Here is a 20,544-nt window from a genome sequence, read left to right as displayed (position 1 = left end):
TTCGACCGCAGAGTGCGGCGAACCGTGTAACGACGGCATGAGACCGTCTCGGGTCGTCGAACTTCCGCCGACGACCCGGGACGGTGGTGAAACACTGTGTGGCACAGTGCGATCAGTCTCTGGTCAGAATCCGCTCACGCCCTTGGCGAAGGCGGTGGTGCCCATCACCATGAACACCACGGCGATCACCGTGTGGTTGTTCGCCTGTAGCCAGTTCTTCAAGCGGGCGAGCGCGCCGCGCAGCTGATTCGCCGCGACGGCGTAGCCGCCCACCGGGACGACCACCGATGCCGCGCCCAGAAAGACGAAGACGGCGATTGCCGCGGCAGTGCCGGCCGGGTTCAGCCCCGAGGTGCCGATTGTGACGCCCGCCGTGAGGCACAGGAGCAGGTTTTTCGGATTCAGTACCGACAGCAGCAGACCGAAGCCGGCAGCCTTGGCGACGCCGAGTTCGTCGATGGCTTTCATCCAGCCCGGTATCGAATCGTCCTTGCGGCTACGCCATTGACGGAAGGCGATGAACACCAGCAGGAGGCCCATGGCGATCTTGATCGCAGCGGCCGCGGTGGAGGGCCGGCCCGCCGAACTCATCAACCCGGATGCGGCCGCGGCTGTCACGAGCCCCGTGACCATCAGAATGCCCGTTACCCAGCCGAGCGCGAAGCCCCCGCTGGCCCGGCCGGCGTTGGTGGAGAGCAGCATGAGGATGGCCGCCACCACCGGAATGGGTGACAGCGCAACGCCTATGGCCAGTGGCAGCAGGTCTCCGATCACAGGTCCCACCTCTGCGGCATCGGGCCGCCGTTCGCAGCCGGGGTCATTTCATCGCCGCGAGGTTGCGCCAGAAGTTGGCGAGGCTGTCGGTGCCGCCGAAGAGGGTGGTGAAGTTGGTGGAGTCGGCCATCACGATGTCGCCGGCACGTTCGACGGTGGGGGGCAGCCACAACAACGTATTGAATTCGGTGTTGCCGGCCTCGATGAACGGGTGGGGACGGGACAGTTCGATGGGCTGACGCGCGAGCAGGCGCACCGAATCGCTTTCGGGCTCGGTCAATTCGTAGTGGGGCAGGTGCGGGTGGAAATTGAAAGTGGTGACGTCGTCGAGCAAGCGCGGGGTGTCGAGGTCACGGAAGGAGGTGAGCGGCGCGATCGAGCGAGTGCCTTCGACGACGGCGGGCCGTAGGCCGTAGACGTTGTGCACCGGGACGTTCAGGGCGGTCATCAGCGAGCGGGTGTAGGCGCCGAACCGCTGCTGGCGCGGCACCAGCGGATCACCATGGTGTTCGAACTCGATCTGGCGTTGCTTCAGATCATCGGTGAAGCCGACGTCGTGGTGCGGGGCGAGGAGCAGGCAGGTGCCCTCGCGCTGCAGCCACTGCTGGATCGCGGTGATCTCCTCGGGAGCCGCTTCCTCCTGCGCGAGAAGGTGATCGAGGCCGAACACCATGAGGGTGTCGGTGTCGGCGAGGATGCGTTCATCGATGGGCTGTTTGAATCCGGCCTGGTCGATGCGCTGGAACACCGCCACCGGATGCCCCGTCACTTCCCCGGCCACCCGCTGGAAGTCGAGGGTGGAGCGGTGGAACAGTTCGAGGGTGCCCGCGATGCCCTGCAGGAAGTGCGCGGCATCGTATTCGGGCGTCTCATAGGCGGGCCAGGTGGCCTGGCGCACCTCGGTCATGGTGGAGAAGCGGTTGTCCAGTTCGGCCGTATCCCGTTGCGCTTCCCAGGGATAGCTCCACGACCAGTAGATGCTGATACGCCGCTTGCCGGGGGTGTAGGGGCGGGCCAGGTGGGCCTGGTTGTAGGTGCGGGCCGGGGTGAACGACGTCATGCTGCTGCCTCGATATCGGTGAGAGTGGTCAGGTAGCGCAGGGCGCGCAGCCCTGGCAGGAAGAAGTAGGCGCCGCCTCGGACACTGGTGAACGCCGGAATTCCGGTGATGGTCTTGCGAATCGGACGCTTCGGAATCTTGAACTCCAGGGTGCCGTCCTGGTTGCCGATGATCGGATCCCGCTCGTTGCCCAGTTCGTGGAACGACGTGTCGTTGACCCACACGTTCTGCGCGAACTCGAACTGGCGCACCAGGCTCGCGCACAGCACGAAGGCCGCGATGCCGCGGTCGGCGCCGTCGTCTGGGGTTCCCTCCGGCAGGTGCGGCCCATAGGTTGCGCCGCGGCGAATCATGCGGCGGCGCTGCATGTTCACGCCCGTATCACGTGGATTCATGCGCCGGATGTGCGAGCCGAGCGGCACCGCGTAGCCGTGCGGATCCATCTGTTTGTAGTTGAAATCGTTGTTGCGGCTCATATCCGCGCCCAGTTCCGGATCGTCGGTCTCCGGGGCGAGGACCAGCGGCGCGCCACTGCGCCAGCGGCCCATGAGCTTTGCCGCAACCAGCTCCTGTTCGTCGGCGGTGTCACCGTGCTCGGCCATGAAGTCACGGAATCGACCCACGTGTTCGCGCAGGCGGCGATAGGCCATGAAGGTGCCGTTGCGCGAAAGCACCTCGGGCTGCGGCAGATCCAGCGGCGGCCCACTCTCGTCGTCGTAACCCAGGATGAACTCCCCGGCCTTCAGCGGTGCGCCGCTGCCCGGCGTGGGCGCCTCCCCCGTACCTTCGATCACCGGCTGCGACAAGCGATCCCGATAACCGAAGTGGTCGTGCGCGTAGCCGAACGGCGGTACGGCCTCCAGATCCAGCGACGACAGCACCGTGACACCCGGGCAGGCGGCGAGGAGTGCATCGTGTTCGGCCACCCGTCGGTCGCGTTCGGCGGCGTCACGGGCGAAGAGGATGACGATCGCGTGCAGTTCGTCACCGGCGGTGCCGTCGATCCAATGGTCTGGATGGTTGGCCCCGGTATCGCCCAGGACTTCGGCCCGGGCGGCCATGCCCTGGCGGAATTCCTCCGGGAAACTCGCCAGCGCGTCGTCCGGGACGCCCAGGGCGCGCAGTCCGGTCCAGGTGAAAGCCACGGACACCCACTGCTTGTCGGTGTCCACCGAGTCCTGCAGGTCGGCGACCGAGGGCACGCGGTCGGCCATGGCGGCGAGCCATGCGCGCGCATCGGCGGCGTCGGTGAAGGACAGGAACTCGTAGCGTCCGGTCAGCGCCGGCACCCGGGTCAGCAGGATGTGCTGGATATCGTCGAATTCGAGCATCGCGACCCCCGCTACTGCATCTCGTCGAGCATGTCGGAGAACGCCGCTTTGAGCCGCAGGGCCTTCTTGACCTCGTCGGAGGTCACATACGGGTATTCGCCGTATTCGAGGAAGCTCGGGAACTGGTGCTTGCGGAAGAATTCGATGGCGGCGGCCCGATTGGTGCGCCAATCCTCGGGAAAGCCTTCGAGATTCACGAAGGCGGTGGTGATGCCCGTGGACAGGAACAGGTCGAGCGCGTCCTCGAGGTACTTGTCGAAGTCGGTATCGAAGATGCCCTGGTACTGGAAGGTCAGGCCGTCGCCGATATCGAACAGCACCCACCGCAGATAGTGCAGCCGCAGCGGCGCAAGCACAGTCGGATCCTGTTCGACCGCGGCCTGGATGACCTTGCCGTGCTCCCGGATCGCCGCCTCATGACCCGGCTTGACCTTGGCGACGATGGAAAACCCATAGTTAGCTGGAGTACGAGGATAGACCGGCCCGTACCGCCCCTGTTCGTACTCGAAGTACCCCGTCTCGGGGATGGCCATCGCTGCTGGCTTGGACCAATCCACGTTGCTTGTGGCCACGTCGTCGCCCCTTCCTTCGATCTGGCTTCGGTAGCTGGAACGAAACCCACAGTAGGCAGCGCAGGGACCACCCGCTTATCATTACGGGACAGGATGCTGATCATTTCGGGACGTCGGAGAATCGGTGAAACCACTGGCCCGCTACGCGGCGCTGAACGAATACGTGGAGCTGTGCCGATCGCTCGGCATCGACCCGGTGGGGCTGTTGCGCACGTCCGGCCTGGACCCGGCCGGTCTGAGCCTGCAGGACCGCTGGGTGCCCGCCGCCGCGATCGCCGAGCTGCTCGAGCACTCGTCCGTCGCGACGAACTGCGCAGATTTCGGGCTGCGCCTGGCCGAGCGCCGCCGCTTCGCCAATCTGGGGCCGCTGAGCCTGGTGGTCCGCGAGGAGCCCGACGTGCGCAGCGCTCTGACCGTGATGTCGCGGCACGAGGACACGTACAACGAGGCGCTGCACACCCGCCTCACCGAACAGAACGGCCTCGCCACCATCCGGCTGACCCTCGATATCGGGCAGCCCGGCGACACCCGCCAATCCGTCGAACTCGCGGTCGGCGTGCTGCACGGCCTACTCGCCGGATTCATCGGCGCCCCATGGCAGCCGGTGGAGGTCCGCTTCACCCACCCCGCCCCGCCCGATCTGCGCGCCCATCACCGGGTCTTCGGACCGCAGGTGACCTTCGAGCAGGACTTCAATGGAATCCTCACCTACACAAGCGATCTCGATGCACCCAATGCGATGGCGGATCCACAGCTGCGCGCCTACACCCAGCGGCTGCTGGACCCCGTCCACCCGGTCCGTCCCGCGACCACCGCCGAACGCGTCCGCGAGCTCATCGAACTGCTCCTCCCCACCGGCCGCTGTTCGGTGGAGCAGGTGGCCCGCAGCCTGGGCGTCGACCGCCGCACCATCCACCGCCGCCTCGCCGCCGAAGGTGAGACCTTCAGCTCACTACTGGATTCGACCCGCGCCGAACTGGCCCGCCACATGGTCGCCAACCCGCGCCGCTCCCTGACCGAGACCGCCGAACTCCTCGGCTTCTCCGCCCCCGGGAACTTCTCCCGATGGTTCCGCAAACAGCACGGCTGTAGCCCGGCACAGTGGCGCCGCACCCGGGCATCGGCCGAGGCGACCTGACCTCAGCGCCACGGCTCGGGCGTCACCGGGGTTCCCGGAGCGTTGTGGTCTTTGCCGTCGATGACGATGGGGTCGCCGGGGGCGAAGGCCGTGCCGAATTGCGGGCGGCCGTCCTTGCCGAAGTACATGGGCTGGACGCGGATGCTGCGGCCGGGCCAGCCGGTGCCGGGTTCGAGGCGGGCGTGGTAGGTGATCCAGGGGCGGCCGTCGATGGTGAGGAATCCGTTGTGGCCGGGGGCGATGGCGCCGGGACCGCCGGGGAACACGGGACCGGCGGATTTGGTCCAGGCGTCGGGGTCCATGGGGTCGCCGCCGCGCGCCAGTTCGAGGAGGCCCAGGCAGTAGGTGTCGTCGAAACTGGCATTGGCGGAGAAGGTTGCGAAGAGGCGGCCGTCGGGTGCGATCAGGGGTTGCGGGGCCTCGTTGATCAGGAGGTCCGCGTCGTTGGGGACGGTTTCCCAGGCGGCGGTGGGTGTTGCGATGCTGACGCGGTCGCCGATCGGCGTCATGGGATCCGCCATGCGGACCACGCAAATGTCTTGTACGCGTGTGTCATCGGGGTCGCGCAGGCAGGACCAGAAGAAGTAGCCGGCGCCCGCGTACCGCTGATAGGTGCCGTCGATGGCCCAGCCGCCGGGCAGGTTCAGCGGCCCGAGGTATTCGTAGGGGCCGGTCGGGTCGTTTCCAGTGGAACGCAGCGCGTACATCCGATGGGTCTCGTTGCGGTCGTCCTCCTGCCCCGCGAAGTAGATCCACCACCGGTCGCCGATGTGCACGAGTTCCGGAGCCCAGATCTTGGTGCAGGCGGGGGCGGGGCAGTCGGGGTGCTCCCACACCACCTCCGGCTCGCTCTCCTCCAGTCCCCCGAGCGTGTCCGAACTGCGGATCACGATGTTGTCGTCGTTGTAGAAGTCCCCCTGCACCAGGTGAAATCGGCCCTGGTAGTAGGTCATGCTCGGGTCGGCCCCGGCGGCCAGCACCGGATTGGTGAATTCCTCGCTATGCGCCCCGGTTGCCGAGGCCTTCGGTGTACTGCCCCCCGCGACCATCGTTCCGACGCCCACCGTCAGAACACCGACCAGCCCGGCGGCTCTTCGCCAACTCACCAGCACCACCTCCAGCGAACGTCGAGAATTCAGTCTCGACGCCGTCGTCGGCGAGTTCAATCACAAACGGAAAGCCGCAGGACTGCACAGCGATTCGCTGGGACTCCGCAACGATCGGCCGCGCCGCTCACCGGTTCCCGGCGCACAGCGCGTGGTCGATCAAGGCGCTGCCCACGTTCTCCTGCTCGAGGACGTGTTCCGGGGTGTCGCCGCGCGCCTCGGACATGGACACCACAGCACTTCGCATGCCGTCCTCGGTGACGCCGTTGAGAGCGATGTAGCCGCCGTCCCCGCCCTCGTGACTCCAGTAGGTTCCGCCGCAGCTGAGGGGGCGTTCGGCCAGGCCGAGGCCGTATCGGCCACTGGGCCACAGCTGTTGGAGTTCCGCACTCACCGGGACGGTCTGCTTCATCTCCGTGAGCTGCCGGGCCGGGAGCAGCCGGCCGCCGAGCAGCGCGCGGAAGAAGCTGTTCTCGTCCCGGGTGGTGGTGACCCACGAAAGGGTCTCGTGCTCAACGGGTATCTGATCGGTGACGTCCACCTCGGCGCCGGGACCGAAGAATTGGTAGGCCCGGGCGCGCGGCTCGGGCAGCGTGGGCGAGGCGCCGGTCCACCGGGTCTGATCGAGCCCGAGCGGGCCGACGATGCGGGCTTCGATCTCCTGGTGAGCGGGTCGGCCGGTGGCCTGCTGAATGATCATGCCGAGCAGGACATATCCGGTATTGGAGTACTGCCAGCCCTGCCCGGGCGGGAAGTCCGGCGCCTGGGCCATGGCACGGGCGACCAGCGCCTCGGGACTGTAGAGGTCGTAGCGCTGCTGGTAGTACTCCTCCGGCGTGGTGTATCCGGGCAGGTCGTCGTGAATACCGCTGGTGTGCTGGAGCAGGTGGCGAATGGTGATCCGGCTGCCGTCGTTCCCGTTGCCCTGCACCACTCCCGGCAGCCAGCGGTCGACCGTGTCGTCGAGAGTCAGCGTGTGCTCGGCCTCGAGTTGGAGAACCACGGTGGCGACCAGGGTCTTGGCGGTGCTGGCCATGCGGAAGTAGCCGTCGGAGGAGACCGGGAGGCCGGTGTTCAGGTCGGCGGTGCCGCTGGTGGTTACCGATTGTCCACCGTCGGGCGTGATGACGCGGGCCTGCACGCCGCTGATGCCGAGGGCGTGGATCGCTGCGGTGTCCTGACGCAACTGCTCCGCGAGCGAGGGCCCGGCGGGCTGGGCGACCGCGGTGGCCATCTCGGCTACGAGTAACGCGGCGGCACCGAGGGCAACCGAAAGGCGCCCGCGCAGAGTCGAAGTCATGGCGGAAACGCTAGTTTCGCCGCCGCCCCGGCGTAATCCGGCACATCCCCAGAATCGGAATGGGGGAAATCCCGGAGCCCGACCCGAGGAGCTGGTCAATCCAGTTCGGCGAGTTTGGCTTCGAGCACGGTGCGTTCCTGGTCGTTGCCGCACAGGGCGATGGCGAGGTCGAATTCGGTTCGGGCTTCGGCTGTCCGGCCCAGTCTGGCGAGCAGTTCCCCGCGGACGCTCGGGAGCAGATGGGAACTCGGAAGGGCCGCAGCCGATCTGAGGTCGTCGACAATGCCTAGGGCAGGGGCGGGCCCCTCGGCCATGGAGACGGCGACGGCCCGGTTGAGGTCGATGATCGGGGACGGCGAGAGCCGGGCCAGGGCTTCGTAGAGCAGGACGACGCGGGACCAGTCGGTCGCCTCGACGGAGTCGGCGACGGCGTGACATTCGGCTATCGCGGCCTGCAGACCGTAGGCGCCGAGGCCGCGGCCGAGGCGGGCCGCCTGGTCGAGGGCGGCGCGGCCGCGGCGGATGGCCGCCCGGTCCCAGCGCCTTCGGTTCTGGTGTTCGAGCAGGATCGGCCGGCCGCTGGCGTCGGTGCGGGCGGGAAAGCGGGCGGCGGTCAGTTCCAGCAGGGCCAGCAAGCCGTGGACCTCGGGTTCCTCGGGGACGAGGCGGGCCAGCACCCGGGCGAGGCGCTGGGCTTCGGCGGCGAGGTCGAGGCGGATCAGGTGTGCGCCGGAGGTCGCCGAGGAGCCTTCGGTGAAGATCACGTAGACGACGTTCAGCACCGAGCCGAGCCGGGCGGCGCGTTCGTCGGCCGGGGGGATGGCGAACGGAACCTGTGCCGCCGCAAGGGTTTTCTTGGCGCGGGTGATGCGGGCCTGCACCGTCGCGGTGGGTACCAGGAAGGCCTTGGCGATCTCGTCGCTGGTCAGACCGCCGACCACGCGCAGGGTCAGCGCCACCTGCGCCTCGCGGGACAGCACCGGATGGCACGCCACGAACATGAGCGCGAGCACGTCGTCGTCGATCTGATCGGGATCCCAGAGCGGTTCCGCCCCTGGCGTTTCCGCGGGTGTCCCGCCGGTGGCGACCCCGCCCTCGCCCAGGTCGCGGGCGAGGGCGCGGTACCGGTCGTCGCGGGTGGCGCGGCGGCGGAAGGCGTCGATGGCGCGACGCCGGCCGACGGTGAGCAGCCAGCCCGCGGGATTGCGTGGCACGCCGTCGCGCGGCCAGGTCACCAGCGCCTCGGCCAGCGCTTCCTGGGCGAGGTCTTCGGCCAGGGTGAAGTCGCCGGTGTAGCGGGCCAGGGCGCCGACGATGCGCGCGGATTCGATGCGCCACACCGCGGCGACGGCGTCACGACCGGTGGGGTCGGCCATGGCTCAGCGGCTCACAGCTGCCCGGTGGCCTCGCGCCAGGCGCGTTCCTTCTGGATCCACTCGTTGTCCTGCGGGAATTCGTCGATGGTGGTGACGCGCCGGATCTCGGTCTTGAATCCGGGACCGAACGAGGGCGCCCGCCTGGCCCATTCGACGGCCTCCTCCTTGGAGGCCACGTTCAGGATGTAGAAGCCGCCGAACAGCTCCTTGGTCTCGCCGTAGGGTCCGTCGGTGACCAGCGGCGGCTCCGACGAGAAGTCCACCACGACACCCTCTTCCGCACTGTCGAGCCCCTCGGCGGCCAGCAGGACCCCGGCGCGGATCAGCTCGTCGTTGAAGCGCCCGACCGATTCGAGCACCTTCTCGAAGTCGGCCTCGGCCATGGCCGCATTGCCCTCGTCGCCAGCGCGCCAGATCAGCATGTACTTCACGGGATCGTCCTCCTTGTCGCGGGTCGCTGTCCGACCCTCTCACACCAAGGTCGAACGACCTCCCGACAGATCGACACGGCCGCGAAAAAGTTCGACAGGGCCCGATCACGAGTGGTCAGCGACAGCCGCCGAGCTGTTGGAGCACCGCGCGGTACGGCGCCGCGACCACCGGGGCGTCGAGTGTTCCGATCCGGTCACCGGTTGTCCGGTTTCCCCACTCTTCTGGCCGGATCGGCCCTCCTGGATTCGCGGCTCCGGGGGTTGAATCCCCTCATTCTTCGGCACGCGAATGGAGAGTCCATGGCAGACAAGGAAACTCAACCGGCACAGCGGCGAGTGTGCATCGTCGGCGCCGGTCCGGCCGGGCTGTCCGCGGCCCGGGCCCTGAAGCGCCTGGGCATCGCCTATGACCAGTTCGAACGGCATTCCGATGTAGGCGGTATCTGGGATCTCGATAATCCTGGCTCACCGATGTACGAGTCCGCACACTTCATTTCGTCGCGGAAGACCTCGGGATTCTTCGACTTCCCGATGCCCGACACCTATCCGGACTACCCGGGCAATCGGCAGATCCTCGACTACACGCGGGCTTTCGCGGATGCCTACGGATTGCGTGAGACCGTCCGGTTCAACACCGAGGTCACCGATGTCGAGCAGGACGGCAGCGACTGGCTGGTGACCCTCGCGGACGGCACGCAATGTCGCTACTGGGCCGTCATCTGCGCCACCGGCGTCACCTGGGCACCCCGCCGACCCCGGCATCCGGGCGAATTCGCCGGCGAGATCCGGCACTCGTCGGAGTACCGGAGCCCGCTGGAGTTCCGCGGCAAGCGGGTACTCATCGTCGGCCTGGGCAACTCGGGGGCCGACATCGCGTGTGATGCCGCGGCCAATGCGGCCGCCGCGTTCGTCAGCATTCGGCGCGGCTATCACGTGATTCCCAAACATGTCCTCGGGATCCCGAGCGATGAGCTCGCCGATGCCGGGCCGCAGCTGCCGCTCTGGCTGGAGCGGCCGTTCTTCCGCGCGTTACTCCGGCTCGTTCAGGGCGATCTCACCAAATACGGTCTGCCCGAGCCGGATCACAAACTGTTCGAATCGCATCCGCTGCTCAACAGTCAGCTCGTCCACCACCTCCAGCACGGCGATGTGGCGATCCGGCCGGATATCGCGAGCCTGGACGGCACTCGGGTCCGGTTCGCCGACGGCAGCAGCGAAGAGGTCGACCTGGTTCTCTACGCCACGGGCTACGACTGGGCGATCCCCTATGCCGAGCGGCATTTCACCTGGAACGAAGGACGACCGGATCTGTATCTCTCCGCGTTCAACCAGCAGCATCAAAATCTGTTCGGGCTGGGGTATCTCGAGGTCAATTCGAGCGCCTACACCCTGTTCGATCACATCAGCAATGTGCTGGCGCAGTACCTGCACGATCAGGACCATGCCCCGGCGCGGGCGGCGGCGTTCGACCGCTTGATCGCCACCGATCATCCGAAGCTCAACGGCGGCATCAACTTCCTGCCCACCGCACGCCACCGCGCCTACGTCGACGCCCGCGCGTATCACCGCTACCTGGGCGCGCTGCGCAAGCGCCTGGGCTGGCAGACCCTCACCCCGGGCATGTTCGACGCGGTCGGGTCCGCCCGCGATGTCCGGCAGGTGCGGGCCTGAGCGCCCGGCACGGCACCGGGCTCACTCCGGTTCTCGCCGTACCGAACTCGGCGGATGCCCGGTCCAGCGGATGTACGCGCGTCGGAATTCCCGGATATCGCTGTACCCGACTGCACGGGCGACCGCACCGATGGACAGACCGGATCGGCGGAGCAGGAAGATCGCGCGCCGCTCCCGGACCCGGTCCCGGACCGTGCTGAAACTCGCACCGGCGGCGGCGAGCCGGCGGCGCAGGGTGCGCTCGGTGACATGCAGGTGGGCGGCGACCTCGGCCATGGTCGGCGGATGGCGGAGGTCGCGCTCGAGTACCGCCTCGACGGCCACCACGATGTCCGGGGCCGGACGGCCGGCATCCAGCAGCCGCCGGCAGGCCTCGATGGCGATGGTCCGGGTCGGCGCACTGTGGGTGGGCAGCGGAACCTCCAGTGCGGCAACCGGAATGACCGCGCGGTTGGCTCCGGCGGAGAAGTCCACCGGGCAGCGTAGGAAGCGACGGTACTCGGCGGCGTACGGCGGGGGCGGATAGCCGAGTTCCACCCGGGTCGGCGACCAGCCCGGGCCGAGCACCGAGCGCATCAGAATCAGCACGCTGCACAGCACTTCCTCGCACAGGAAGGCGAGCAGCCGGGGTTCGGGCCGGCGCTCGTGCAGCCGCAGCGCGACCTCCTGACCCGAGCGCTCGACCTCCACATCCATCAGGGTCCCCGAGGCCTGATGCAGATCGATCCCGACCGAGAGCGCCTCGCCGACGGTGGCGCACGAGCGCATGGCCACCCCCAGCATCCCCATCGACAGCAGGGTGTCGCGCATGCCCACCCGCATGCCGAGCGGCCGGCCGGGCAGCGCCTCCACCGCGCGGCGCAGGACGGTGACGGCTTCCTGGAACGACACCTTCACCGATTCCACCGCGACCAGGCGGTCCGGATCCAAACCTGTTCCCGCGAACCATGATTCGACGTCACAACCGTCACGCCGCCCGATCTCGGCGACCCCGATCAGCACGGCGGGCGGAATGATCGGCAGGTCCAGCCGGGCGTCCACCCGGTCCCGGTGCCGCACGGCGGGGTCGGTCACGGCGCTACTCCTGCGGCGCCGACTGCCGTCTGAGTTGCAGGGCCGGCTCGATATGCCCGCTGTCGAGCAGGAATCCGAGGAACATCGCACGGAAGGCCGCGTGCACGGTGTCGGGCGGCAGCGCACCCGGCGAGGCCATCTCGTGCAGCGCGAGCCCGTGCGCCAGCGCGGTGAAGGCGGGCGCCATGGCATCCGGATCCGGGGCCCCGGCCGCCCGCGCGCCCGCAGCGGCGGCCCGACGCGCGGCGGTCAGCGCGCGGGTGACCGCGTCACGGGATTCCGGCCGGCGCGCCGCGTGCAGGTAGGCCTCGAACAGCGCGAGGGTTTCCGGTGTGCGCGGCGTTGCGGCGGCGGTGAAGGCGGCCGCGATCTCGTCGGGCGAACCGTGCGCCTCGGCGAGCGACTCCGCGATCGCGATCTGGGTGTCGGCATCCTCTTCGGTGTAGACGCGCAGCGCCTCCTCGGTCAGTGCGTCGATCGAGTCGAAGAAGTAGCCGACGGTGGTCAGCGGCAGCCCGGCCTTCTCGGTGACCGCGCGATGGGTCACTCCGGCCACGCCGACCTCGGCCGCCACCTCGACTGCGGCTTTGAGCAGGGCTGCTCGCCGAGCCAGGGCGCTCGGGCGATGGCGGCGTTCGGTCACGTCACCCACCCTAGTCGCTCTCTGTAATTCCTTACAGATTTACCTGGGCAAAGTCTGTAAGTTCTTCTAGGCTTGCTCGGCATGACGCCCCTCCACGCCTTTCGCGACGATGCCCTCGGCGAACACGATGCGGTTGCCCTCGCCGACCTGGTCCGCGCCGGCGAGGTGAGCCCGCGGGAGCTCGCCGCCGCCGCCGTCGACCGGGCCCGCGCGGTCGACCCCGAGCTGCACGCGGTCGCCTGCCCGCTCTACGACTCCCCGCGCTACGCCACCCGGCCCGGCAGCGCGCTGTACGGAGTCCCCACGTTCGTGAAGGACAACACCGATGTCGCGGGCCTGCCGACGAATCATGGCAGCGAAGCCTTCCGGGCCCGGCCCGCCGCGAAGGACGGGGCCTACACTCGCCAGTTCCTCGGCACCGGACTGACCCTGATCGGCAAGTCGCGACTGCCGGAGTTCGGCTTCAACGCCTCCACCGAGTACATGACCGAGCCGGCCGCGCGGAACCCGTGGAGCCTGGCCCATTCGATCGGCGCGTCGTCCGGCGGATCGGCCGCGCTCGTCGCCGCGGGCGTCGTCCCGATCGCGCACGCGAACGATGGCGGCGGATCCATTCGCATTCCGGCCGCGTGCGGCGGACTGGTCGGGCTCAAGCCGAGCCGCGGCCGGCACGTGGACGGTGAACAGGTGAAACACCTTCCCGTTCACATGATTTCCGAGGGCGTGGTCACCCGCACGGTCCGCGATACCGCGGCGTTCGTGGCCGCCGCCGAGGATGTGTGGCGCAATCCGAGACTGGCACCGGTCGGGGCGGTGCACGGCCCGGCCGGCGCCGGCTGCGGGTGGGGCTGATCATGCACAGTGTGACCGGCACCGAGGTCGACGTGCCCACCCGGGCGGCGGTCGAGCACACCGCGAGCCTGCTGGAGCGGGCCGGTCACGTCGTGGAGCCGATCACGCTGCCGGTCACCGCGCAGTTCGCCGCCGACTTCGTGCAGTACTGGGCATTGCTCGCCGATCTCGCGGTCAGCACCGGGAAGATCATCCTGGACCGGTCCTTCGACGCCGCCAAGGCCGACGGCCTCACCCGCGGCCTGCGGGACCATCACCGCCGCACCTGGCACCGCACCCCGGGTGCGCTGCGGCGACTACGCCGGGTGCCGGCCGCCTACGCCCGGATGTTCGCGCGGCACGAAGTGGTCGTCTCGCCGGTGCTCTCGCACACCACACCGGAACTCGGATTCGTCTCACCGACGGTTCCGTTCCCCGAATTGATCGAGCGGCTCACCGGTTACGTGGGCTATACACCGCTGAACAATATCGCCGGGACCCCCGCCATATCGCTGCCCATGGGCCGCACCGGCGCGGGACTGCCGGTCGGCGTGCAGCTCTCCGGTGCGCACGGCGACGAACGGACCCTTATCGAACTGGCGTATCTCCTCGAATCCGAACAGCCTTTCCCGCGCATCCACCTCCCGACGGAGGGCCAATTGCTGGGATGATTCCTGAAATGACGCCTGCGAATCAGGCATTCTCTCCGAAATTTCAGGACATTACTCGCACGTAGCCGCAACACCGGGTGCATTCTGGACTACAGGCAAGGAGTTTTCTCGGTTCGAGGGAGGTAGGGACATGGTCAGGGTGACGGCGGTCAAGCCGAACGGAGAGCACTGGCATCCGCATCCCGGTGACGCCATCGAGGACCCGGGCGAAGGCCCAGCTCTAGTGCTGTGCCTGCTCGGCATCGCATGCCTCGGCATGACACTCACTGCCGCCGCGTCCGGCTACCACGGCTGGGCGATACTGGGCGCGATCGCGACCGCGGTGCTCATCGTCTCGGGTTTGCTGATGATCCGCTTCGAATATTTCCGCGAATTCAAGCGGGAACAGCGTGCCGGGCGACATGGGCACAACCCCCTGGTCCGCGGGGCATGGCGTCCGCGTCAGGTCAGTTCGTGGCAGGCGCGACGTGGAATCGAGTCGTGACCGGTCACCCGGCCACGACCCGGAACTGAACTACTGAACTACTGAACCGGCAACGATCGGCTAGTCGGAGGTGACGGAAAGCAGGCCGAATCGGTTGACGGCGGCGTGATTGTGGCCGTCGGCGCTCGTGATGACCACCTCGGCGGGATTGATCAGGGCAATGCAGCAGAAGAGCCCGTCATCCTGCTGAATGCCGAGCGACAGGAACCGGTGATTATTGGCCCGCTGCCACTCGTCGAGAGCGGCGTAGAGCCCTCGCATCGTGGCACTTTCGAAGTAGACGACATTGTGCTTGTTGAGTTCGGACACCGACCGATCATGCACCGGCCGCCCTCAGGGCGGCCCGCAGATCGATGCGATCGTCGAGGCGGGACAGGTCGCGCCCGGTCAGGCGTTCGATCCGTTCGATCCGGTAGTGGACCGACTGTTCGAGAATGTCCGCCTCGACGAGCGTCGCCACCGCCGGATGCGATAACGGACCGGGTGGCCATGAATGTTTGCCACGGAGTGGTCTTGGCCGGACCGGGTTGGGGCACAAGGGATTACGAGGAACCGACCGGCCCGGATTTGACAAGGGGAACAGCCGGGCTCACCATTGCCCAGTCAGCACCTCGCTAGGCGAGGCTCCTGTACGAACACAGGCCACTGATCCGACGACGTCGAGAGACGCCCAGGGTTAGGACAGATCACCCCGGATTAAGGGGTGATCCGAAGTGGCTTCCCGGGCCGCGAGCCCCCGGATACGTCGTGCAGTGCCGAAGCTCTGACGAGAGGGGTGCAGGGTCCATGCCGTTCTGCGGGGCCCAGATCCCTCCTGCTGTGCGCGATGCGACACCCGATGTAGTGACGTCCACGTACGTCCCGGCGGCAAGGAGGTGAGGGACGAACAATGAGTTCCGGCGATAGTCCGTATCCGAGTACGGATTTCACTCTCCTGACGTCCCCGGCTTGCCGCATTCCGGTCACCGGCTGACCCGTTTCCCGCACAGGCGTGCCCGGCGTTCCACCGCCGGTCGGTAGCCCGCGCGTGCCCCGGGCCGGTCGATCCGTGCCCGAACTCGCTCGGCGGCCGGGCGTATTCCGCACGCCCGCACATCCTGATGATCGAAAGCGAGGGACAGGCCATGGCCTTCTTCGCGAACGGCTCCAGCCGCCGCACCTCCACCGTCGCCGTGCCCGCCGCAGCCGGCCGGCCCGCCGCCGACGCCCACCCCACCGGCGCCGTCATGGACAGCGCGCATGTCGGCGATATCGTCGGCGCGCTCGGCTCCATCGGCCGGCACGACACCCTCGAGGGCCGTTCCCGCCTCCAGCGTTTCCGCATGCTGCTGGCCATCATCGGGCCCGGCCTGATCGTCATGGTCGGCGACAACGATGCCGGTGGCGTGGCCACCTACGCGCAGGCCGGACAGAACTACGGCATGGCGCTGGTCTGGACCCTGGTGCTGCTGATCCCGGTGCTCTACGTGAACCAGGAGATGGTGGTCCGTCTCGGCGCGGTCGCCGGAGTCGGCCACGCGCGCTTGATCTTCGACCGCTTCGGCAAGTTCTGGGGCGCGTTCAGCGTCGGCGATCTGTTCATCGTGAACGCGCTCACCATCGTCACCGAGTTCATCGGTGTCTCCATGGCGCTCAACTACTTCGGGCTGCCCAAGGGCGTCGCCGTGCCGCTGGCCGCGGTCGCGCTGTTCGCCATGGTGGCCGGCGGTTCGTTCCGGCGCTGGGAGCGGTTCCTGTTCGGGCTGATCGCGCTGAACATCGTCATGTTCCCGCTGGCATTCCTGGTGCACCCCAAGGCATCCCAGGTCGCGCACGGATTCCTGCCGTCCTTCCCGGGCGGGCTGAACTCGACGCTGCTGCTGCTCATCGTGTCCATCGTGGGCACCACGGTCGCGCCGTGGCAGCTGTTCTTCCAGCAGTCCAATATCGTCGACAAGCGCATCACCCCCCGCTGGATCCGCTACGAGCGCATCGACCTGTGGGTCGGCATCGTCGTGGTCATGGTCGGCGCGGTCGCCATCATGGCGGCGACCACCTTCGGCCTCGCGGGCACGGCCGCGGCCGGCAGCTTCACCGATGCCGGGGCCGTCGCCCACGCGCTGCACGACCACGTGGGCACCGCCGCCGGCGCGCTCTTCGCCATCCTGCTGCTGGACGCCTCGCTCATCGGCGCCAATGCCGTCGGTCTGGCCACCACCTACGCCCTCGGCGACACCCTGGGCCGGCGGCACTCGCTGCACTGGAAGGTCTCCGAGGCGCCGGCCTTCTATCTCGGATACGCGGCGCTGCTCGGCGTCGCCGCCGCGGTCTCGTTCAGTCCCGATCACGTGCTGGGCCTGCTGACCCAGGGGGTGCAGGCGCTGGCCGGGGTGCTGCTGCCGTCGGCGACGGTGTTCCTGGTCCTGCTCTGCAATGACAAGGCCGTGCTCGGCCCGTGGGTGAACACGGTCAGGCAGAACATTGTCGCCGGGGTCATCGTCTGGTCGCTGGTGCTGCTGTCGCTCGCGCTCACCGCGGCCACCTTCTTCCCGGACCTGACCACCACGACCCTCGAAATCGGCTTCGGCGCGGGCGCGCTGGTCGGCGTCCTGGGCGGGGCGGGCATGCTCATCGCCTGGCAGCGCGGCCGGCGGCGCCGGGCCGAGCGGACCGCGGCCGAGCTGGGCGGACTGGATCCGGATCAGGTGAAGGAGCTGGACTCCACTCGCCTCACCAAGGCCGAGCGCAAGGCCATTCTGGAGGCGGACCGCGACACCTGGCGCACCCCCGCGCTCGACACCCTGGCGCGACCGGCGTTCTCCACGGCGCGCACGGTGGGCATGTTCGCTCTGCGCGGCTACCTGCTGCTCGCGGTGATCCTGGTGGGCGTCAAGATCTTCCAGTCCATCGGCGGCTGATCAACCACGGCGCGGCCGCAGTTCCCGCACATCATCACCGATGCGCTTGGGCTGCGGCCGTTTTCGATGAAGCTCACGTTGTCGATGAAGCTCAGCAGTGTGCGGGATGAAATCGGACGGCACCACACAGGTTTGGACGAATCCGGTTCGGGGAATACCGGGGGTGCACGACCGTCAGAGATCGTCGAGATCGGGAATGGGGGGCAGCACCGGCTCTGGCCACTCCTCCAGGGTTGCCACCTGCAGGTGGATGAAGGCCGCGATGCGGTGCCGGGCCGAGGACGGCAGTCGCTCGATATCGGCCGGGCTCAGGACGTGTGCGCCGAAGGAGTGGGACTGTGGCGCTTCGGGGTCAGGCGATTCGGGAACAACCTCTAGCTTCGGCCGCGAAGCAGTGGCCGGAATGTCTGGCTCATCCGGGTCTGCGGCAGCGGCGGCGGTTCGCACCATGCCGTGACCATAACCCTTTGATAACGCCCACGGGGAGGCGTTGGCGCACTTGTGTCTTCGGGCTGCGAATTCAGCGAAGCCATTGTATCGGCGAGAGAAATGTGCAGGCAGCGTCGGCCCTTCGGAAATTCTCTGGGCCTGCGCCGGAACACTATGGTGATGGGCGTCACTCTGTCAACACTGCGGACAAAACCCTCGGAATGGCGCGGAAACTCCCCTAGGTTCGTCCGAAACTCCCGCGGGCGATTCAGAGTGGGCGGCGCGCAATGGCATACAAATCACGCGCCGGACCGGTCGGCTTCTGTCCGATCGGCCATACCGCACGCAGCTGTCTTTCCAGATCCAGACCGGTCACCGTGGGCGACATCAGGATTCCCTCGGCCAGTTCGGTGGCCACGGCCAGGGAACTCAGCACGGCCGGCGCGATGCCATCGGCGACGGCGGTCTTGATGGCAGTGGTCGAGGACAGCTCCAGCGCGACATTCGGCTCCCAGCCCGGCATTCCGGCGGTCATGGCGCGCTCGAAGGAGTTCCGGGTGCCCGATCCGGGTTCGCGATAGATGAGCGGGCTGCGCGCCAGTTCGGCCGCGTCGATCTCGGCCCGGCGGGCCCAGGGGTGACCGGGCGCGACCACCACGACCAGCCGATCCCGGCCCACCACATGGCTTTCCAGTTCGGTCGGCAGGCGCGGGCTCTCCACGAACCCGATTCCGGCCCGGCCCTCGAGCACCGCCTTGGCGACCTCGGCCGAATTGCCCGACTCCAGGGCGATGGAGGTGTCCGGCATCCGGGCTCGCAGGCCCACCAGCCATTTCGGGAACAGGTACTCCGCGACGGTCTGGCTGGCCGCCACCCGCAGCCGCGAATCCCGCTGCGCGCGCAGGCTGTCGATCCCGGCGTCCAGCCGGGCGGCCGCATCCACGACAGTGCGCGCCCATTCGGCGATGAGCGAGCCCGCTGCCGTCGGCCGCGAGCCGAGCGTCGTCCGCTCCAGCACCGGCACGCCCACCAGCTGCTCGAGGTAGCGGATGCGCGAGCTGGCGGAGGGCTGACTGATGCCGTGCGCCTTGGCCGCCCGCCCGAGACTGCCCAGCTCGATCACCGACAACAACAGATCGAGGGCGGCCAGATCGGGGACGCGCGGGGACAACGGCACAGAGCGAGTCTATGCAGGCCGCCCGGCCGGGCCCGGCGACCCGCGGTCAGCGAGCGGCGGCCACCCGCTCGACCACCGGCCGCCAGGTCTCGAGGGGAGGGACGGTCAGGCCGACCACCTTGCCCGCGTCGTCGGCGCGCCGCAGCGCGAGGGCCGCGGCGAAATCGGGATCGCGCTCGAAGGCCGTGATCTCCGCGGGCGTCATGGGACCGCCCTGCGCGATCAGGGTGCGCCGGCTCGACGGCGAAAGCGCCTGGGCGTGTACCGAATCCGTGGCCGCCAGATACCGCTTGGCCACGACGTGCAGTTCGACCAGCCGCGCGACCCGTGCGCCGAGCAGGGCCCGGACCGCCTCGCCGCCGTGGACTCCGTGTCCCGCGTCGTCACCGGGCACCAGCACGTGCCCGATGTCGTGCACCAGCCCGGCCACCTGGAGTTCCTCATCGCCGGGAAACTCGCGGCGCAGCAGCTCGGCGCACTGCCGGTCGTGGTCGAGGATGTCGACCGGATCGCCGCTGCGGTCGGGCATGTCCCAGGCGTCGGCGCAGCCGGCCAGCAGGGTCATGAGTTCGTCGACGGTGCCGATGGGCGCGCGGTTCACGCCCGCACCCTACGGGAATACCCGCGCCGCCACCCGGTTGAAATAGTTGATATATCAACGATATGGATTCGGGTGCGCCGCCGAGCCGATTCCGAACGCATCGGACACTATTCAGCAAACCAACTGTGTGGCCGGCGAACGGGTCACCACGCCTGTGCGCCGGTTCCTCTGGAAGGAGCCTCCCATGCACGATCTGAGCGGCAAGACGATTCTCATCACCGGCGCGGCCCGGGGCATCGGCGCCGCGGCCGCCCGGCAGGCGGTCGGGGCCGGGGCGAATGTCGTGATCGCCGACGTGCTCGACGAGGAGGGCAAGGCGCTGGCGGCCGAATTGGGCTCGCGGGCCGCCTATCAGCACCTCGACGTCACCTCCGAACTCGACTGGACCACCGCGCTGGCCGCGGCCTGCGACGCCTTCGACGGCAGCGTGCACGGCCTGGTGAACAATGCGGGCATCTCGACCGGGGAGCTGCTGGCCGATGAATCGGTAGAGCACTTCCGCAAGGTCATCGACATCAATCTGGTCGGCGTCTTCCTGGGCATGCGGACCTTCATGCCCGCGCTCAAGCAGGCGGGCGGCGGCTCGATCGTCAATATCTCCTCCGCCGCCGGGCTCATGGGCCTGGCTCTGACCGGCAGTTACGGCGCGTCCAAGTGGGCGGTGCGCGGCATGTCCAAGGTGGCCGCCATCGAGAACGGCGTCGACCGGATTCGAGTGAACTCCGTGCACCCGGGCATGACCTACACCCCGATGACCGCACAGGTCGGCATCCAGCAGGGTGAGGGCGGCTATCCCAATACCCCGATGGGCCGGGTCGGCGAGGCCGATGAGATCGCCTCGGCCATCGTCTTCCTGCTCTCGGACGCGTCCTCCTACGTCACCGGCGCGGAACTCGCGGTGGACGGCGGCTGGACCGCCGGGCCGACGGTGAAATACGTGATGGGCCAATAGCACTCCACGGCTCCCGGTCGAGGAGT

General features: G+C 68.2%; 20 protein-coding genes, 1 pseudogene and 1 riboswitch. Of the genes and pseudogenes, 6 read left to right on the top strand and 15 right to left on the bottom strand.

Going from position 1 to position 20,544, the window contains the following annotated elements; genetic code table 11:
• Nucleotides 1–123: 123 nt before the first annotated feature.
• The 4 genes from ABZV44_RS11015 to ABZV44_RS11000 are packed head-to-tail and all read right to left on the bottom strand — an operon-like array spanning nucleotide 124 to nucleotide 3,698.
• A complete protein-coding gene (locus ABZV44_RS11015) occupies nucleotides 124–783 on the bottom strand; it encodes a GAP family protein (RefSeq protein WP_354834542.1) in 660 nt (219 codons plus the stop codon).
• A 34-nt stretch (nucleotides 784–817) separates the two neighbouring features.
• Nucleotides 818–1,834, bottom strand: a complete 1,017-nt coding sequence (locus ABZV44_RS11010) for a hypothetical protein (protein WP_354834540.1) — start codon at nucleotides 1,832–1,834, stop codon at nucleotides 818–820.
• Entirely contained in the window at nucleotides 1,831–3,165 is a 1,335-nt protein-coding gene (locus ABZV44_RS11005; protein ID WP_354834538.1) for a peroxidase, read from the bottom strand. The genes ABZV44_RS11010 and ABZV44_RS11005 overlap by 4 nt, the downstream gene beginning before the upstream one ends.
• Nucleotides 3,166–3,176: 11 nt before the next feature.
• Nucleotides 3,177–3,698, bottom strand: a complete 522-nt coding sequence (locus ABZV44_RS11000) for a hypothetical protein (RefSeq protein ID WP_354835306.1) — start codon at nucleotides 3,696–3,698, stop codon at nucleotides 3,177–3,179.
• A gap of 163 nt (nucleotides 3,699–3,861) precedes the next feature.
• Between ABZV44_RS11000 and ABZV44_RS10995 the strand changes: the two genes are divergently transcribed.
• Complete coding sequence (locus ABZV44_RS10995) at nucleotides 3,862–4,875, top strand: AraC family transcriptional regulator (protein WP_354834535.1); 1,014 nt, start codon at nucleotides 3,862–3,864, stop codon at nucleotides 4,873–4,875.
• 2 nt (nucleotides 4,876–4,877) lie between these two features.
• On the opposite strand, the gene ABZV44_RS10990 is transcribed toward ABZV44_RS10995, so the two are convergent.
• The 4 genes from ABZV44_RS10990 to ABZV44_RS10975 all read right to left on the bottom strand — a co-directional run bounded on the left by ABZV44_RS10990 (nucleotide 4,878) and on the right by ABZV44_RS10975 (nucleotide 9,088).
• The gene (locus ABZV44_RS10990; RefSeq protein WP_354834532.1) at nucleotides 4,878–5,981 is read right to left on the bottom strand and encodes a glycoside hydrolase family 43 protein; all 1,104 of its coding nucleotides are present in this window, start codon (nucleotides 5,979–5,981) and stop codon (nucleotides 4,878–4,880) included.
• Nucleotides 5,982–6,108: 127 nt separating this feature from the next.
• Nucleotides 6,109–7,281, bottom strand: coding sequence for a serine hydrolase domain-containing protein (locus tag ABZV44_RS10985; protein WP_354834529.1), 1,173 nt, complete (start codon nucleotides 7,279–7,281; stop codon nucleotides 6,109–6,111).
• Between the two features lie 95 nt (nucleotides 7,282–7,376).
• The gene (locus ABZV44_RS10980) at nucleotides 7,377–8,657 is read right to left on the bottom strand and encodes a sigma-70 family RNA polymerase sigma factor (RefSeq protein ID WP_354834526.1); all 1,281 of its coding nucleotides are present in this window, start codon (nucleotides 8,655–8,657) and stop codon (nucleotides 7,377–7,379) included.
• A gap of 11 nt (nucleotides 8,658–8,668) precedes the next feature.
• Nucleotides 8,669–9,088: a YciI family protein gene (locus tag ABZV44_RS10975; RefSeq protein WP_354834523.1), complete on the bottom strand. Its 420-nt coding sequence runs from the start codon at nucleotides 9,086–9,088 to the stop codon at nucleotides 8,669–8,671.
• Nucleotides 9,089–9,388: 300 nt separating this feature from the next.
• On the opposite strand from ABZV44_RS10975, the gene ABZV44_RS10970 reads away from it, so the two are divergent.
• Nucleotides 9,389–10,759 carry an NAD(P)-binding domain-containing protein gene (locus tag ABZV44_RS10970; RefSeq protein WP_354834520.1) on the top strand — a complete coding sequence of 457 codons (1,371 nt, stop codon included), beginning with the start codon at nucleotides 9,389–9,391 and terminating at the stop codon, nucleotides 10,757–10,759.
• A 21-nt stretch (nucleotides 10,760–10,780) separates the two neighbouring features.
• Here ABZV44_RS10970 and ABZV44_RS10965 read toward each other — a convergent pair whose 3' ends face one another.
• Together ABZV44_RS10965 and ABZV44_RS10960 are read right to left on the bottom strand one after the other, a co-directional pair.
• Nucleotides 10,781–11,833, bottom strand: a complete 1,053-nt coding sequence (locus ABZV44_RS10965; protein ID WP_354834517.1) for an AraC family transcriptional regulator — start codon at nucleotides 11,831–11,833, stop codon at nucleotides 10,781–10,783.
• A gap of 4 nt (nucleotides 11,834–11,837) precedes the next feature.
• Nucleotides 11,838–12,476 (bottom strand): TetR family transcriptional regulator, encoded by a 639-nt coding sequence (locus ABZV44_RS10960; RefSeq protein ID WP_354834514.1) that lies wholly within the window; start codon nucleotides 12,474–12,476, stop codon nucleotides 11,838–11,840.
• Nucleotides 12,477–12,557: 81 nt separating this feature from the next.
• Between ABZV44_RS10960 and ABZV44_RS10955 the strand changes: the two are divergent.
• Both ABZV44_RS10955 and ABZV44_RS10950 read left to right on the top strand, forming a co-directional pair.
• Nucleotides 12,558–13,978 (top strand): annotated as a pseudogene (locus tag ABZV44_RS10955) (amidase).
• 130 nt (nucleotides 13,979–14,108) lie between these two features.
• Entirely contained in the window at nucleotides 14,109–14,462 is a 354-nt protein-coding gene (locus ABZV44_RS10950) for a hypothetical protein (RefSeq protein ID WP_354834511.1), read from the top strand.
• Between the two features lie 60 nt (nucleotides 14,463–14,522).
• Here ABZV44_RS10950 and ABZV44_RS10945 read toward each other — a convergent pair whose 3' ends face one another.
• Nucleotides 14,523–14,771: a hypothetical protein gene (locus ABZV44_RS10945; protein WP_354834508.1), complete on the bottom strand. Its 249-nt coding sequence runs from the start codon at nucleotides 14,769–14,771 to the stop codon at nucleotides 14,523–14,525.
• 7 nt (nucleotides 14,772–14,778) lie between these two features.
• Nucleotides 14,779–14,922 (bottom strand): helix-turn-helix domain-containing protein, encoded by a 144-nt coding sequence (locus tag ABZV44_RS10940; protein WP_354834505.1) that lies wholly within the window; start codon nucleotides 14,920–14,922, stop codon nucleotides 14,779–14,781.
• Nucleotides 14,923–15,065: 143 nt separating this feature from the next.
• Nucleotides 15,066–15,244: riboswitch (M-box (ykoK) riboswitch) on the top strand.
• Between the two features lie 342 nt (nucleotides 15,245–15,586).
• On the opposite strand from ABZV44_RS10940, the gene ABZV44_RS10935 reads away from it, so the two are divergent.
• Nucleotides 15,587–17,359, top strand: coding sequence for an NRAMP family divalent metal transporter (locus tag ABZV44_RS10935; protein ID WP_354835304.1), 1,773 nt, complete (start codon nucleotides 15,587–15,589; stop codon nucleotides 17,357–17,359).
• A gap of 174 nt (nucleotides 17,360–17,533) precedes the next feature.
• On the opposite strand, the gene ABZV44_RS10930 is transcribed toward ABZV44_RS10935, so the two are convergent.
• The 3 genes from ABZV44_RS10930 to ABZV44_RS10920 form a co-directional block, all read right to left on the bottom strand.
• Complete coding sequence (locus ABZV44_RS10930; RefSeq protein ID WP_354834502.1) at nucleotides 17,534–17,809, bottom strand: hypothetical protein; 276 nt, start codon at nucleotides 17,807–17,809, stop codon at nucleotides 17,534–17,536.
• Between the two features lie 247 nt (nucleotides 17,810–18,056).
• Nucleotides 18,057–18,965, bottom strand: coding sequence for a LysR family transcriptional regulator (locus ABZV44_RS10925; RefSeq protein ID WP_354834500.1), 909 nt, complete (start codon nucleotides 18,963–18,965; stop codon nucleotides 18,057–18,059).
• Nucleotides 18,966–19,011: 46 nt separating this feature from the next.
• Nucleotides 19,012–19,566: an HD domain-containing protein gene (locus tag ABZV44_RS10920; protein ID WP_354834497.1), complete on the bottom strand. Its 555-nt coding sequence runs from the start codon at nucleotides 19,564–19,566 to the stop codon at nucleotides 19,012–19,014.
• Between the two features lie 184 nt (nucleotides 19,567–19,750).
• On the opposite strand from ABZV44_RS10920, the gene ABZV44_RS10915 reads away from it, so the two are divergent.
• Nucleotides 19,751–20,518: a glucose 1-dehydrogenase gene (locus tag ABZV44_RS10915; RefSeq protein ID WP_354834494.1), complete on the top strand. Its 768-nt coding sequence runs from the start codon at nucleotides 19,751–19,753 to the stop codon at nucleotides 20,516–20,518.
• Nucleotides 20,519–20,544 lie beyond the last annotated feature (26 nt).

Source organism: Nocardia sp. NPDC004860 (genome assembly GCF_040609015.1).
Lineage (GTDB): Bacteria > Actinomycetota > Actinomycetes > Mycobacteriales > Mycobacteriaceae > Nocardia.
This window is presented reverse-complemented; position numbering and strand designations above follow the sequence as displayed.

Bases quoted from the DNA above. Each gene is read 5' to 3' on its own strand.
- ABZV44_RS10970 (WP_354834520.1), top strand. From the start codon at position 9,389: ATGGCAGACAAGGAAACTCAACCGGCACAGCGGCGAGTGTGCATCGTC.
- ABZV44_RS10980 (WP_354834526.1), bottom strand. From the start codon at position 8,657: ATGGCCGACCCCACCGGTCGTGACGCCGTCGCCGCGGTGTGGCGCATC.
- ABZV44_RS10950 (WP_354834511.1), top strand. From the start codon at position 14,109: ATGGTCAGGGTGACGGCGGTCAAGCCGAACGGAGAGCACTGGCATCCG.
- ABZV44_RS10985 (WP_354834529.1), bottom strand. From the start codon at position 7,281: ATGACTTCGACTCTGCGCGGGCGCCTTTCGGTTGCCCTCGGTGCCGCC.
- ABZV44_RS11005 (WP_354834538.1), bottom strand. From the start codon at position 3,165: ATGCTCGAATTCGACGATATCCAGCACATCCTGCTGACCCGGGTGCCG.
- ABZV44_RS11000 (WP_354835306.1), bottom strand. From the start codon at position 3,698: ATGGCCATCCCCGAGACGGGGTACTTCGAGTACGAACAGGGGCGGTAC.
- ABZV44_RS10935 (WP_354835304.1), top strand. From the start codon at position 15,587: ATGGCCTTCTTCGCGAACGGCTCCAGCCGCCGCACCTCCACCGTCGCC.
- ABZV44_RS10930 (WP_354834502.1), bottom strand. From the start codon at position 17,809: ATGGTGCGAACCGCCGCCGCTGCCGCAGACCCGGATGAGCCAGACATT.
- ABZV44_RS11010 (WP_354834540.1), bottom strand. From the start codon at position 1,834: ATGACGTCGTTCACCCCGGCCCGCACCTACAACCAGGCCCACCTGGCC.
- ABZV44_RS10915 (WP_354834494.1), top strand. From the start codon at position 19,751: ATGCACGATCTGAGCGGCAAGACGATTCTCATCACCGGCGCGGCCCGG.